Consider the following 14,093-nt stretch of genomic DNA (forward strand, 5'->3'; position numbering starts at 1 on the left):
AGGCTGGGCGGGTCAGGATAGGCAAATATCTGTCATGATAAAAACAACTTTTATCGCTAGATACCAGTCGCTAAAGGAATACCCATGAACTTGAGAACGTTGCGCACGTTCGTCGAAGTGGTGCGCCAGGGCGGATTTTCCCAGGCCGCCGACGTGGTGGCCTTGACCCAATCCACGGTGAGCAAGGCGGTCAAGACCCTGGAGGAAGAACTCGGCATGCCGCTGCTCGACCGCCTCGGCCACCGCAACGAACTCACCGCCGCGGGTGAGATCGCCTACCGCCGCGCCCTGGTACTGCTCGCCGAACACCATGACCTGGTCGCCGAGATCAACGACCTGCGCGGCCTCAAGCGCGGCGTGTTGCGCATCGGCCTGCCACCGGTGGGGTGTGGGGTGCTGTTTGCGACGATGTTTGCCACCTATCGCAGCCGTTACCCGGACATCGACATCGAACTCACCGAATACGGCAGCAAGAGATTGCGCGAGTGCCTGGAAGCGGGGGAGGTCGACCTCGCTGCGTTGCTGCTGCCGGTGGATGCGGGCTTCGATTATCAGCCCGTGCGCAACGAACCGCTGATGGCCGTACTGCCCAGGAGCCACGCCCTGGCCCAGCGTCAACGCATCGACTTCGCCGACCTGGCGGATTCGCCATTCATCCTGTTCGAAGCCGGCTTCGCCCTGAACGCCAAGATCCTCGCCGCCTGCGAGCGCAAAGGCGTGATACCCCGCGTGGCGGCGCGCAGCGGTCAGATCGACTTCATCGTCGACCTGGTCGCCGCCGGCCTCGGCGTCGCCTTCCTGCCCCGCATGCTGGCGCACAAGCATCAACACGCAGGCATCGCCCTGATCCCCCTCGACGAACCCCACACCGACTGGCACATCGCCCTGGCCTGGCGCGCCAGCGCCCACCTGCCACCCGCCGTGCGCGCCTGGCTGGACCTGGCCAAGGAGCAGCAGCTTTCAGCCGGTCATCCGGATTAATCGTCCAGGCCGTCAGGGAAAGCTTGACTTCTCCTTTTCAATCAGTAACATACGGCGCATTCCGCGATAGCTCAGTTGGTAGAGCAAATGACTGTTAATCATTGGGTCCCTGGTTCGAGTCCAGGTCGTGGAGCCAGATAGGGAAAAGCCTGCAGCGATGCAGGCTTTTTTTTGCCTTGGATTTTCCGGGGTGATCAAAGCGCATAGCGTGACCTGCATGAAAGCATCTCAAATCCTACGATTCCGAGGTCAATATCATGAAAGTCACTGCGGTCGTTTCAACCAAAGGCGGGCCGGGTAAAACCACGGTTGGCGTCAATCTGGGCGCGTTCTGCGCCGATGCAGGGATCCGTACCCTGCTCATCGATCTGGATAATCAACCGTCGCTGTCGTCGTTCTATGCGCTATCGCACGAGGCGCCCGGTGGAACCTATCAACTGATCGCGAACAACGAGACCCGGGCCGACCAAGTCATTTCACGCACCTGCATTCCTAATCTCTCACTGATCCATTCCAATGATCCGTTCAATCAGCTGGGAAATTTGTTGCTCCATGCTGCTGACGGGCGCCTTCGTCTCAAGAATCTGTTGCCGGCATTCGAGCAGGACTTTGATCTGATTCTGATCGATACCCAAGGCGCTCGCTCCATTGTGCTGGAGATGGCCTTGCTTGGGGCACACATGGCTATTTCGCCCATCACCCCGGATATGCTGACAGCACGAGAGTTTCAGCGTGGAATGCTCCAGCTCTATCGAGATCTTGAGCCGTTGGCAGCGTTGGGCGCAGAGACGCCAATGTTGAATGTCGTGATCAACAAGCTTGATGCAACCAATGATGCAAACCTGATCTATCACACGCTGACCGAAACCTTTGCTGATCATCCGAAGGTTCAGATGATCCAGACCACGATCCCGGCCGCAGTGAGCTTTCGTCGGGCTGCCACAGAAGGCATTCCTGCGCACCGCCTGGAGTATCGCCTCCCGACTCATCGCCGTTCACCCACAGCATTCAAAGTCATCAAAGACCTCTCAATCGAGCTATTTCCCGAATGGCGCTCGAAATTTGAAGCGCTGAACGAAGAGCGGCTGAGTCAGAACATATCGTTGTTATCGAATAGGGTGGCCTTGGGGAGAGCTGCGGTATGAGTCTTCTTGATCTAGCCCCACCTCATTCGGTTGAGGCCGAGCAAGGCGTAATCGGCGGCCTGATGCTCGACAATTCCACATGGGACCTCATCGCGGACGTCCTCTCTGCGGACGATTTCTTCAGACGTGATCACCGCCTGATTTACCAGGCAATTGAGCAGCTCGCTTCACGTTGTTCACCTATCGACGTTGTCACTGTCCTTGAGTCCCTCGAGGAACCTGATGAAGTTGGAGGCTTGAGTTATCTGGCGGAGCTGGCAAAGAACACGCCCTCCGTTGCCAACATTTCGACCTACGCCGCGATCGTCCGTGAGCGCTCCCACCTTCGTCGTTTGGTGATGCTCGGTTATGAGTGCAGTCGGGAGGCCTCTTCAAGCCAGGCCAAGAGCGCCGAGGTCCAAGACCTTATCGAACAGAAACTTTTCTTGCTGGGGCAGGATAGAAGTCGGAGTGATTTCGTAGATGTGAGGCAGACACTGATGGAGGTGGTTGAAAGGATCGACTACCACTTCAATGAGGGCGACAGCGTTACCGGCATTCCCAGTGGTTTGGATGCTATGGACCAAGTCACGGGTGGTTTTCAAGATGCCGACTTGATCGTCCTTGCGGCGCGTCCTTCTATGGGGAAAACCAGCCTGGCACTTAGTGTCGTGGATGCGGCACTTCAACAGAAGCCAACCAACACGGTCCAGATCTACAGCCAGGAGATGCCGGCTCACGCCCTGATGTTTCGTTTGATTGCCATCCTGGGCGAGCTCAACCTGGCGAATTTGATGCGCGGTCAGTTGCGGGATGAGGATTGGCCCAAGGTCATCGCGGCTATAGTCGCCATCGCCAACGGCGATGCCCGGCGTGGACTGAGTCCTCGCCACATTGTCGAGATTGAGGTTCGGCGCCCATCGGAATGATGGCGCTGGGTGTGGAGGCGTCGCGCACGTCAATGGATTCGGAGATGTCCATGCTGTCGCAAAGGCTGGGTGAAAGCCGTGGGCCCTGATCCAGCCATGTATGGTACCCACTCAATGAGACGTACGAAGGCATCACTGATCTATCGCAGGACGAAGAACCTGCGGGCGGTTCAGTTGCTGCTCGGCCATACGAAGCTGGAGAGCACTGTTTACCTGGGGATTGAGGTCGATGACGCCCTGGAGATGGCGGAACAGACTGAGGTTTGACCATTTATAGTGACGGTCGAAATCAGAACGTCGCTAACCGGCCAAAAGCGGCCTTCGGGTGTCTACCGAACTAGGTGCGCAAGCCAATAAAAACCCAGTAAACTTTAATCTATGGGGTTAACAAGCCCTCCTACTTGATGCAAGCCTTCAATTTTTTTGATCGAGAGCGTGCGTACTCAGCGATATCTCAAGATCGTCTGCCACTATTTTGCCATCCATTGAACACCCGTAAACTCACCTCTAACAAATGGACTTGTCTGAATGAGCGAATTGAGTTTTAGAAACGATCTCAGCAACCTCATGCGTGATTGTGACCTGCAGCAGCTTCTGGATTTCATTGGGCATGAATATGACTTTGAAGCTGATCCCCACAGCGTGCTCGACAAAGCCGCCTATTACGGCAGGGAGGAAATACTCCTGCATGCGCTCGACCATGGAGGAAACCCCAATGGTACGGGTGAACTCTCAACGCCGCTGGCGTCGGTCTGCGGAAGGGGTGACTTAAAGCTTGCGAAGTTGCTGCTCAAACGCGGAGCAGAGGTCGACCTGAAAGATAAGTTCGGCCGTACAGCAATGATATCGGCGGTGTACAACGGGACGATTGCTGCAGCCAAGTTGCTAGCGGATGCAGGCGCAAGTCTGGACGGCGCTATGGAGGCGGCAGTGGACAAGCTTCGTATTGCCTTCGTGAAATTTCTTATCGAGGTCGGCGCACCCATTGACCAGGTCGATCGCTACGGGCTGACGCCCTTGCTCCACGCGTGCAGTGCCGGAAAGAAAAAGGGAAGTGAGATCGCTATGTTGCTTCTGCAAGCAGGAGCGGACGCTACCTACGTTCGGGAGGAAGATGGTATGTCTGCTATCAAACTCGGCTATTCGGGTTACGGTGAGTGTTCTGCGCAAGTCTTCGCTGAATTGAGGGCACGAGGGGCTCCAGAGCCTGAGTGGGGTTCTCAAATTGTGCAGTTGAGGTGACTTTCTAGCGTCATGGGAGACGAAAGCTGAGTGGTAGTCGGGCAAAAGCTAAATTGCTAGTCAGCACCGTCGGTCTGCAGTGCGGTGAGATCACTCACTCTTAAGCGGGGCGGATAACAGCCTCACGCGAGCGCCTGCTTTCGGCCGATTCTGTTGAAAAAGTCGGCCTTAGTTTCCTTGGCAAAAAGTAAGCGCCTGAGATTGAAATCCAGAATTCTCTCAGAGGCATTCGGACTGAGATTTCACGTAGCAGCGTGCTAAAAGGCGCTTTCACCGATCAATTTTTCGGCCGTTTGAGAAAACCGACTTTTTCAACACAATCGGCCAGAAGCAGACGTTCGACTGATCAGATTCAAGTGAGTAAGCTGGCGCCTCTTCCAGCGACAGGGACGAAGGCATGACAGAGATCTACAAGGGAAGCTGCCTATGCTCAGCAATCAGGTATGAGCTACTGACTACGCCAAAAACAGTGAGTCATTGTCACTGTAGTCAATGCCGTAAAGGTCACGGTGCAGCATTCGCTTCGTATGGTAGCGTGCCCCGAAGCGCGTTACGAATACTCAACGGCGCCAGGTATATCACTAAGTATTCTTCTTCAGAATCTGTGCAACGTGAATTCTGTGCTCAGTGTGGTTCGACTTTGTTCTGGTCACGTTCTCAAGGTGAATTTTCCGATTGGGTTTCGATAGCACTGGGCACACTCGACACCACCTTCACGCCTCAGACGCAAAAACACGTTTATGTCGCCTCCAGAGTTCACTGGTATACGCCATCCAACTCATCGTCTCAGATCGATTGACCGCAATGGCTCGTTTTCTATCTGTCGCCGCCGGCAGAAATCGACCGATTGTGTTGAAAAAGTCGGCTTTCCCGAAACACTCGAATATTGAGGGATGAAAACACCTCAGTTGCACGCGGCTACGCGAAATCCGAGTGCTGAACCTTCTGCCAAAAATTCAGATTTCAATCTCAGGCGCGTACTTTTCTGGCGCGGAATTCGAAGCCGGCTTTTTCAACAGAATCGACCCATTGCAGCCCTTCGCATCCGGCAGAGGTCGGCCAAAAGTAAATGCTGGTCAGCATCAATGAAATAGAGTCTACCGTATGACGAAAGTGTTGGAGACGAGCCTTCAACCCTCTCCCATCGACACGTTTCGTGCGAATCGAGTAATGTACCCGCGAATTTTTTTGCGCATTTGGTCGAGTCAGCGAGGCTACCTACACAGCTGCTTAAAATTGTTCGCGTAGCTCATCCGGGTCGGCCAAAATTGTCCCCTGAATAGACCATTAGGAACGTTTATGAATAATCTCGCGGACATAGCTTTGAACTATCTTTGGACGCTGAATTTTTCAAGCGATGATTTAGGGTTTGACGAAGATTGGGTAGTAAAAGAAATTGAGTCTATGTCTCATGAGATGGAACATAATTTCACTGACGCAGAGCGTCAAGCTCTCAAGGAATCCGCGAGCCGAGCTTTGGCGAGGTGGCTAAAGGAGCCTGATGAGCACGGCTATACGCCACGCAAACTTCTTAAACCAGAACAAAGAATTTTTTTAGAATGTATTGCATCAGGAAAATTCAGCGGCCCAGAGCTTTGATTACTTCAAGCGGGCAACTCGGCCGGTTGTAAAAAAAATAGCGTTATTCAGCTTCACCGTTCGACTCGTGATGTCGAGTCGCAGAGTCAGTCAACAGCTGGTTCTGACCAACTGCCGCTGATCGCGATGGGCTGCAATGGGTCGTTTTCTGTCGGTCGGGACAGGCAGAAAACGGCCAATAGCAGGCAAAGGGCAAAAAATAAGCTGCCCGTTATTCCTATGCATACGACAGAATGTGACCTTCCCTTTTACTCTTAGGCCTTGCACTTCATGGACGACTCTCGTTTCACCCCGCAGCAGATGGCGTCGCGATCTGGTAATGCTCAGGTGGATAAAGATGTGAGGCAATGGTTAGTGGGCCTTCCAATCGCTGAGAGGCTCGATTTTTTAAAGCAACTTTGGCCACTGAACTTCCGGTATTCACTCAGACTGCTCCAAGCAGCACAGCTACCGAGGCAAGAAAACGAATACATGTTCAGGCATTGGCTGCGTGCTGGCCATCACAATACGGCGCAGGAACTCATCAAGCGGTTACAGCCGGTTCTTGGGGAAAGAAAATTCTGGCAGATTGCTTCACAAGAGACGCTTTCACCGACTATGCGCGAATTCATGAATTACTACGGCCTTGGGCGCCTGGACTCACAACCCGAAGGAAAATAGACCTTTAGCCTTCTAGAAAATCTGTTTTCGGCGCCCGGATGCTACGGCCGTTGGTGGCATCTGTAGTTGTGGATTTTTGTCGGTGTCGGAAGCCGCTTTTGAGTCGATTCTGCCTGTCGTCTATGACAGGAAACGGCGATGATGCGGACGACGGTACTAGGCTACATCAAAGTGCTGCCAGAGTTTCTTACAGGCTGATTAAGCGCTGAGGTCTATGGAAGCGACTCCACTATAATTTATTTATAAATGAACTGATAACCAACAATATAAGAGCCTATCTTATTGGAGTGTGCAGTCACCAAAACGAAATCCATGCCTTTTTTCCTTCGCTCGTTGAACTCCAACTCAGTGGTGCACAGCTCAATCCAGCGCTCAGTATTCAAATCCTTAAACCGCAAGCCCGCCTCACACCGGCCAGACCTTGCAAAGGAAGGTCCCGGAATATGTAGCTCATAAGCTGATTCATAATGAATAATCTCGCCAGGCAATAGATAAGTAAAAACCTTATAACAATTTAAAGACAATACAAGACCCAGACAAACGCCCCCCACAAAAGAGTCGGCAACTCGCTTCAAGTCTCTTCCGTCAGGGCGATAGTAAATTGCTCGTCCGGTAAAAACGAGTCCAACCAAACAGCCAACGACTATATAGGTGGTCCACTCAGAAATCGACGCCATTAAAACGATTCGAGTCCCAATGCGACTAGCCCAAAGCATATAAACAATCCAGCCCACTACCAAAATCAGGCACGTCGCCGCCCAGAAAGCTTTTTTCTTTGGCTCGTTTTCAAATGAAGGATATTCCATTCCCTGATTGCTCTATTTTTTATTTCCACCATGAGTCGAAGGCAGCGCAGCTCAACAGCCACAGGCTTGTCACGACGCCCCTCAAGATATTCACGGCTTTCGCCGAGGTGTGCAATAGCACCGAGACCAGAGTGCCGGCGTACGCGCTCGGAACGACGCCAAGGTGATTGAGAGCGTGCCGACCATCAGGCACTCAACTGAATAGTCCCCACTCTAGTGGGGACACTTTAGATTTCTGCTTTTGGACAACCTCTGCCTGTCGCCGCGGACGACAGTCGACCGATCTGATTAGACTACGCCGGGGTCCTGTCAGAGATTATTTTCATGCTGATTAAATGCCAAAGATGCGGTCAAGGTGACGTTCGAGCAATGCGGGTCTGCTCTACACAACTTTTACTGTGGGTGTGCGACGAGTGTGAGGCAACGTGGGCGAGCCAGATTGAGGTGAATGTCTGCAACTTTGAAGACTTCGGGACATTAATGGCCGGCATGGGCTGCAAAGGTTTATGGTCAGAATTAGAGCCACAGTGATAATTTCGTCATCAACTACTGTCTATCAAAGGCCCCTTTTGGCCGATAACTGACTTTCTAATTGGAAAGGCCGAGCTGGAATGGCTGATAGGCAGCTAGTGCGCTTGAGTCCCTCTAATGATAGCCATGGCGTTCTCATCGTACTGGTAGCCGCCATAATTACGCTCCAAGATCTGCCTATCTTGGGTTCAAAGTTAATAGCCATCAATCGTCCTTAGGGCTGGATTGCTGGCAGAATTCATGATGCTACAGCGCCACGCATTTCGCGCGAAGGAGTGCTGGGCATATCCATGCGATGGGTTGCTGCGAAAGTTGCGTGAGCGAGTGACGCCCGATTAGCGTCCCATGAGTGGATAGTGGTCGATGCGACACGGATGCGGGTGGCCGTCGCCCTTGCAAATGCCATCCAGATACCGGTAGTCAATCTGCACCGACTGGCCTTTTCGAGGCCATTGCCGACGCGGAAGGGTGTTCTGGTAATCGGTGGTTTCCGGGGTGAAGGTGACCATCGAGCCTTGCTGGGGACATTGCGTGGTGGTGGAGATCGGGGCGGCCTTGAGGATCCGCCCATGCAGTTGTGGGTACGGTTGTTTCAATACGTTGACGATCTGTACGTCCAACCGGCAAATCTGCCAGCTCGCCGCGTGGACGGTGCTGCACAGAGTGGTGAGCGCAAGGGCCAGCGCTGCGTATGTTTTCATGGGGTAAATGTCCAGATCCTTGGAACAAGCAACCTGGCAAGGCCCTGAACTTCCGTCAGCTTCTGGCTGATTTAGTCCTTGGCGCCGGGTCAGTTGGGGAGTGGCAGCACTATGCCAATTACCCAGTGGCCAATACAAGTCTTATGACTTTAATGTTCCCCTGTGGCGGGAGCATGCTCCCGCTGAGCTTAGAGGGTCTTCAATCCCCCCAGTAAACTGGACGGCGAGAGGGAGCCAATAGGGATATGGGTGTAAGCAATAAGCCAGAATGACTTTAGATATGCAGTCGCATGCTGTGAGCCTCGACTATCGGTCTGAACCAGAACTGCGCCGGCGGTCCGCTTTTGGCCGATTTGATGCAACACAGGCGTCCAAGTTGGATCACAAGCCTTGCGACATCGTCATGTGCCATACATCTTATACCTCGTTCTGTGTCGTTACAGATCAATCTGTGAAAACCGCTGACGGTGACGAGTGGTATCTGAAGCCGGTGACTGTCGAACAGGCATTGGAAGGACGAGCGAATCAGGAGAAGATGACGAGCGATACGATAGCGTCGCTTAAGCAGATTGCTGCTGATTCATTCAATGAAGGCTGCGGTGGGTCGCTAGGAATCGGTATCGTATGCAAGCTTTCGATGGGGTTTGGAGCCACCAACCCGATTACAGAGACGAAGGCGACCACTGGCGAGCGTATTGGTTGGTTTGCGCAAGCGCTTCTGAATATAGTGGGGCTGAAGGCAGCGGTTGGCAGTGTCGCCGGTGAAAACGTTATTAAAGATGGGGGCTGGTGGTAGTCTTAAACCATCCATCTCATATGATCCTCCTGGCTCAGTTGTCTTGCAAGGAGATGCGCCTGTGTGCGGTTCGGCATGTGCGGCAATGACAATAACAGGTAATACGGGGCGCTCTCTTAGTTTGGTTGATGCAATTGGCGGGTTTGCGAACGGCATTAGATCGTCAGGTGTGAATACACTGGAGTTATCGGAGGTTTTATCAAATGCAGGTGTATATAACACCGTGAAAGCTACGATGCTGCCGAGCGAACTTAATCAAGTATTGCAAGGCGGTAGGAATGTGATTCTACAAGTTCCTGTTGGTGGTAATGGATATCGTTTTATTATAGTGGATAGTGTTAAAGTTGTAGATGGGGTTGGATATTATATGACTCGAGATCCACTTGCGGGGCCTCGTGGAGTAATGCAATTATTTGTAGATAGAGCAATATCGAGTGGCGCTAACACAATTATTGTGGGGAGGTGATTATGGACGTAGGGCTGCTTTTCGAAGGCGATCATCTTTCTGAGCTTGTTGAGGGTGGCGCCGTTTATAGTCTCTCCGGGTGGTTAGTTATCATTGGTAATGAGTTTTTTATTTTGGAAGAGAGCTATGCCGACCCCTATGAGATTAGTAAGAAAGTCAGGATATTAAACTCTGATATTGTTTATGCTGTGAGAGATCGTATTTATCCTCTTGGTGGGGGGAAGAGCTTTGTGTTTCATAGAGTGGAAGCTATTGGGCGTTTTGTTAGCGTAGAAGATTCTACCATTGAGATAGAGTCTTTGTGTGTGTATGAAAAGCCCACTGGATTTATTTCTATTGATATAGATTCTAAAAATATAGAGCTTTGCAAGCGAAAGTATGGTGCTTATATTCTTAATGGGGGCAATAGTTTCTCCGGAGACTGGCTGGATCTAGTTTGATTTCTTCAGGCGAGTGGGAAACGGGGGCAGACCCTGAGGAGTCCCCACAAATCTACTCCAGTCTCTGAGCTTGCCGGTGCACTTCATCGCGCAGCAATAGTTCCATATCCGCCAATTTCGAGCAGGACAAACCGGTGGTGGAGCATCTCGAAGTATTCGAGGCCGAGACGCCAGAGTGAGAGCACCGATTTATCCCTGATGCTGTTGCTCTGGAAGTGACGTGACCGACCTGTCGTTCGAGCCTGAAGACCGGCCAGATGCAGTGCATAACAGGCCAACGCGGCGATCAGCAGCAGGATCTCGATACGCCGTGGGCTGCGCGTTCGATGCAGGTCAAAGGTAAAGCCGAAACGCAGACTCTTCATGTCCCGAAAACCTTCCTCAATCTGCATCCGCTTGCGGTAGATACCGAAAATTTTCCGAGCCATCCATTGCGGTTGCGGCAAATTGCAGGCGAGCAGCCAGGGTTCTTGTTCACGGCGAGCGTTCTGTCGGCTGAGTTTGCTGCGCGCGATGTTACCCGTCACTCGCCGATGTTTTCTCCCCTTGGGCGGTTGGTGAATGCCGTACAGCGCAACGCGGTACGGTGCGCTACGTGTCATCTCAATTTGTGCAAGCGAACGTGCGGTCGATGTTGTCTGCCGATAGAGCTGCTTTATCGGTCGCCATTGACCTTGCTCGTTACGATAGAGATCACGATCGCGCACACGTCCCACGTAATACCCGCCTTTGGCTTCGACGGCCTGGAACCAGGGACGACGAAACCCGGCATCCGTCAGCAGGATCGGTACGCACTGCTCGGGAAGCATAAGTTCAAGCGCATCGAGCAACCGCCGCTGCTGCCTGGGGCAACCTTCACGATCATGCACACTCTCGTAAATAGGGAACGCTCGGCCAGCCAGCGGAATTGACGCCCGCAGCAGGTAAAGATCAGAAGCGGCATTGATCAGGCGACCAATGCACCAAAATCAAGGGATGGCGCAAGGAGCCAATCAGTGCCGTGAGCATTTTCCAGTAAAACAGCGGACGTTCAGGTTGCAGCTGAACGTTACCGAGCAGGCAATTCACACGTTTGATCGAATGCTTGGCGTAAGCTCTGCTGGGCATAGATTTGCCCAGATCGGTCGGCGTCAGACGGTGCCCGTACAGCAAGGCGCTGACGCGACTCATCAGGGCGCTCAGGCGCTTGCGGTACAGAGTGGGAGTGCTTGGGAAAATGCCTTGTGTAAGAATCGTACGGCCTGCATGAGTCTCAGATATTGGTTTGTTTGGCGACTACCAAACTGCCCGACTCATGCACGGCACTTCAAGCTATCTCACTGACCTGCAAGGAAGTTTTGTGGGGATTCCTTAGGGGCAGCCCACCATTCTATTCTTTGGTGGTTTAGTTAGTAATTTTGAATATGGTCTGTCCCTTAGTGCTGTCCCTACGAATTGCCACAATCTTGAGTACTCCATCTAGAAGTGGACCCCGTTCGATACGTATCGGAGATGAACCGGTAGCTGACTGCCGCTGCCTCCTTTTCCTATACGTCATTGTTTTGCAGCTTGCGGTGCTGCCTGTGGTGAGATGCTGTTGAAGGATCGAGGTGTTCTTACTTCTCAGGTTGACCTTGGAACCGAGCTTACTTCCATGAACTCCTTGGCGAGAAAATTGAATACAGTTGATTCTGGTTTGGTTGGGAATGCAGTCGATGTATCTAGCTTCAATGCACTCAATAAAACTGGCTCTTGGAGTGCAATGATGTGGGATTCTGGAAATAAAGTGGGGCACTGGGTCGTGGTTGATGGAGTGGATGACGTTGGCAGGGTGTTGATTAAAGATCCTTTTAATGGTACGCAGTACAAAATGGGCGTTGAAGAGTTTAAGGATGTGTGGAATGGTCATTCCGTCTATAAACAGTAAGGTTTTTGTTCAGTCAATTGTTTACTCAGATATTACCTCTGAGATAATTTATGTCTTTTCGAATGATGGAATTGAAAGTGAGTATTCTGGAAGGCTGCACGATAATTTAGGTATAAAAGGAATAGAGTATAGTGACGAACTGGAGACTTTCTTGATGTTACTTATGCCAATAGATTCGCGCGTGTCAAAGAAGTTGCATGCCCTATCTTGGGATTATGTTGAAGGAAGAGTTTTAAATTTTCCAGTGGTTTTGATTTCGCCGTAATTAGTTGGTGCAAAAGCGACAGGAGAATTAGCTAGTTCTGGTGGGAAACCCACCGTTGTTTATTTGCAGAAATCGGGGGCAGACCACGTTTTTATAAAGGCCAGAAAAATTGCTCTTTAAAAAATGAGAATAGTGGTCTGACCCCTATTTTCCTCTATTGATTTAGATTATACCAAGGGGCTCAGGCAAACGAATGTGACGGTCACGGGAACGCGTGGTGGTGTTCAGTATCCGTTGCAAGGGTAAACTCCCGATTCTTATGCGAATCTTGGAAATGGGCATGTTGTTGTCTACGGTCCTGAGGGGCGTGCACTATATGATGTGTCTAGCTCTCGGATTAAGGTGGTCGAATGGAACCAAGCTCCGAATGGAACATATTTCCCCAAGAAGGGAAGTGACACAAAAATTTTTTGAGGGAAATGTTCCTCAGTCGGTTCTTGATAGCTTGGGGTTGAAATGATGAAGTTTTATCAGGGTGATATTTCTAAAGAGTCGTTGAGTCTGTTTGTTTCAGATATTGGCTCCGGAGAGTTTTTTTCATATGTAGGGCACTTGGTTTCATTAGAACAGGCAATTTCTGTTCTGGGTTTGCTCTCTCCTGATTTATTGAGGCCAAGGGTCACATTTTCTGGCTGCCTAACGCTCAGCAATACGATCCACAAAAATTTCATTTGAACGGGCTGGTTGAAACCGAATCTAGTGTGTTGGAACAAAGTACATCGCGTAGAGACGTTGAACGATACAGAAATATTTTTTCAATAAATCAGTTCTTTTCAAAGTGGGAGGATGCACCGGGCAGACCCGTATTTAAAGTGGGTCTGTCGGAAGAAGATTATCGTCTTTGTCATTTATTTGCTGAACAGATCACTAGATATTGGAAGCGCGCTTTATCCGATGCCTTTCCAGAGAAGGTATTTCAGTTTGAAATTGCTGACGATCTTCTCGATGAATATGGCGTCTGTCTGACATTTTGGCAGTCGTAGTTTAAAGAGCGCACAGGATGTGTCCGCGCCATTAAAACCACTGCCAGAGACTAAATAATAATTATGCGTTTAGAAAAGGTTGAGAAAAGCTTTGTAGAAAAACTTAAGGTAGTCAGTGAGGAATAACGAAGAGGTGCTGTAAAATTGGCTTGCGAACTTGATTTCAGGACTGTCCAGTAGAAGTTTTTAATTTTGCCGAGTCTCTTAGGTGTCTACAATCTGGTAATAAACTCACGACTGATCAGGTATTTGGGCTAGATGCTTCAGCTGCACAGTTAGATGAGAAGTATTTTGACTTGCAAGGCAGCCTGGACGAAGAGCAAAGCTTAAATGTAGAAGACCTTCAGCTGTTTAGCCAAGCTCGCGCTGTATCGGCGCTGTCCTTAGCTGGTGGAGAGGATTCGCTTATGGCAGCGACCGAAGCAATATATGAGGCATCATCAGCCGTTGATGATGGAACTCAAGAAATCGGGGTCAGACCACTTTTTTATAAATCCCAGCAGAATTACTCTTTAAAAATGGGAATGTTGGTCTGACCTCTATTTTCTTCTGATTCGCTTGGGTGGAAGGAAGATAGCCGTCTCAGTAGTATGAATTCGCGAGACGTTATGTCGGTGGTGATGGTTTTATTTACTCGGTTGATACCCTTCATGGTAGATTCGAG

Annotated in this window: 14 protein-coding genes, 1 tRNA gene and 3 pseudogenes; 15 read left to right on the forward strand and 3 right to left on the reverse strand. The window is 51.0% G+C overall.

Features of this window, described 5'->3' with window-relative positions; all coding sequences use genetic code 11:
• Positions 1-84 precede the first annotated feature (84 nt).
• From B9N88_RS07040 to B9N88_RS07090, 9 genes and pseudogenes are all read left to right on the forward strand, one after another.
• Complete coding sequence (locus B9N88_RS07040; RefSeq protein ID WP_027603966.1) at positions 85-981, forward strand: LysR family transcriptional regulator; 897 nt, start codon at positions 85-87, stop codon at positions 979-981.
• 60 nt (positions 982-1,041) lie between these two features.
• Positions 1,042-1,117, forward strand: a tRNA-Asn gene (locus tag B9N88_RS07045).
• Between the two features lie 121 nt (positions 1,118-1,238).
• Complete coding sequence (locus B9N88_RS07050; protein ID WP_027603967.1) at positions 1,239-2,126, forward strand: ParA family protein; 888 nt, start codon at positions 1,239-1,241, stop codon at positions 2,124-2,126.
• A pseudogene (locus tag B9N88_RS07055) lies at positions 2,123-2,959 on the forward strand (replicative DNA helicase); the annotation flags it as partial. The gene B9N88_RS07050 and the pseudogene B9N88_RS07055, both read left to right, overlap by 4 nt.
• Positions 2,960-3,094: 135 nt before the next feature.
• Positions 3,095-3,301: pseudogene (locus B9N88_RS07060) on the forward strand (integrase); the annotation flags it as partial.
• 261 nt (positions 3,302-3,562) lie between these two features.
• Positions 3,563-4,276: an ankyrin repeat domain-containing protein gene (locus B9N88_RS07065; RefSeq protein WP_027603968.1), complete on the forward strand. Its 714-nt coding sequence runs from the start codon at positions 3,563-3,565 to the stop codon at positions 4,274-4,276.
• A gap of 397 nt (positions 4,277-4,673) precedes the next feature.
• Positions 4,674-5,075, forward strand: coding sequence for a GFA family protein (locus B9N88_RS07075; protein WP_081744374.1), 402 nt, complete (start codon positions 4,674-4,676; stop codon positions 5,073-5,075).
• A 500-nt stretch (positions 5,076-5,575) separates the two neighbouring features.
• Positions 5,576-5,875, forward strand: coding sequence for a hypothetical protein (locus B9N88_RS07085; protein ID WP_027603969.1), 300 nt, complete (start codon positions 5,576-5,578; stop codon positions 5,873-5,875).
• A gap of 270 nt (positions 5,876-6,145) precedes the next feature.
• Positions 6,146-6,535 carry a hypothetical protein gene (locus B9N88_RS07090; protein ID WP_027603970.1) on the forward strand — a complete coding sequence of 130 codons (390 nt, stop codon included), beginning with the start codon at positions 6,146-6,148 and terminating at the stop codon, positions 6,533-6,535.
• 236 nt (positions 6,536-6,771) lie between these two features.
• Here the strand turns inward: B9N88_RS07090 and B9N88_RS07095 are convergent, their stop codons facing one another.
• Complete coding sequence (locus B9N88_RS07095; protein ID WP_027603971.1) at positions 6,772-7,341, reverse strand: hypothetical protein; 570 nt, start codon at positions 7,339-7,341, stop codon at positions 6,772-6,774.
• An 866-nt stretch (positions 7,342-8,207) separates the two neighbouring features.
• The gene (locus B9N88_RS07105; RefSeq protein WP_027603972.1) at positions 8,208-8,573 is read right to left on the reverse strand and encodes a hypothetical protein; all 366 of its coding nucleotides are present in this window, start codon (positions 8,571-8,573) and stop codon (positions 8,208-8,210) included.
• A 268-nt stretch (positions 8,574-8,841) separates the two neighbouring features.
• Here B9N88_RS07105 and B9N88_RS07110 point away from each other — a divergent pair, with 268 nt between their 5' ends.
• From B9N88_RS07110 to B9N88_RS07115, 3 genes are read left to right on the forward strand one after another with little or no spacing between them, the layout of a single operon-like run.
• Positions 8,842-9,369 (forward strand): hypothetical protein, encoded by a 528-nt coding sequence (locus B9N88_RS07110; RefSeq protein WP_143491243.1) that lies wholly within the window; start codon positions 8,842-8,844, stop codon positions 9,367-9,369.
• On the forward strand, positions 9,335-9,835 hold the full coding sequence (locus B9N88_RS32270; protein ID WP_143491244.1) for a hypothetical protein: 501 nt from the start codon (positions 9,335-9,337) through the stop codon (positions 9,833-9,835). The genes B9N88_RS07110 and B9N88_RS32270 overlap by 35 nt, the downstream gene beginning before the upstream one ends.
• Before the next feature lie 2 nt (positions 9,836-9,837).
• On the forward strand, positions 9,838-10,275 hold the full coding sequence (locus B9N88_RS07115) for a hypothetical protein (protein WP_027603974.1): 438 nt from the start codon (positions 9,838-9,840) through the stop codon (positions 10,273-10,275).
• 52 nt (positions 10,276-10,327) lie between these two features.
• On the opposite strand, the pseudogene B9N88_RS07120 reads toward B9N88_RS07115, so the two are convergent.
• Positions 10,328-11,522 (reverse strand): annotated as a pseudogene (locus tag B9N88_RS07120) (IS4 family transposase).
• A 323-nt stretch (positions 11,523-11,845) separates the two neighbouring features.
• Between B9N88_RS07120 and B9N88_RS07125 the strand changes: the two are divergent.
• The 3 genes from B9N88_RS07125 to B9N88_RS32275 all read left to right on the forward strand — a co-directional run bounded on the left by B9N88_RS07125 (position 11,846) and on the right by B9N88_RS32275 (position 13,965).
• Entirely contained in the window at positions 11,846-12,181 is a 336-nt protein-coding gene (locus B9N88_RS07125) for a cysteine peptidase family C39 domain-containing protein (RefSeq protein ID WP_081744376.1), read from the forward strand.
• Positions 12,156-12,446: a hypothetical protein gene (locus B9N88_RS32640; RefSeq protein ID WP_139202093.1), complete on the forward strand. Its 291-nt coding sequence runs from the start codon at positions 12,156-12,158 to the stop codon at positions 12,444-12,446. The genes B9N88_RS07125 and B9N88_RS32640 overlap by 26 nt, the downstream gene beginning before the upstream one ends.
• Before the next feature lie 1,279 nt (positions 12,447-13,725).
• On the forward strand, positions 13,726-13,965 hold the full coding sequence (locus tag B9N88_RS32275) for a hypothetical protein (protein WP_133822117.1): 240 nt from the start codon (positions 13,726-13,728) through the stop codon (positions 13,963-13,965).
• Positions 13,966-14,093 lie beyond the last annotated feature (128 nt).

Source organism: Pseudomonas sp. LAMO17WK12:I1, assembly GCF_900177315.1.
GTDB lineage: Bacteria > Pseudomonadota > Gammaproteobacteria > Pseudomonadales > Pseudomonadaceae > Aquipseudomonas > Aquipseudomonas marginalis.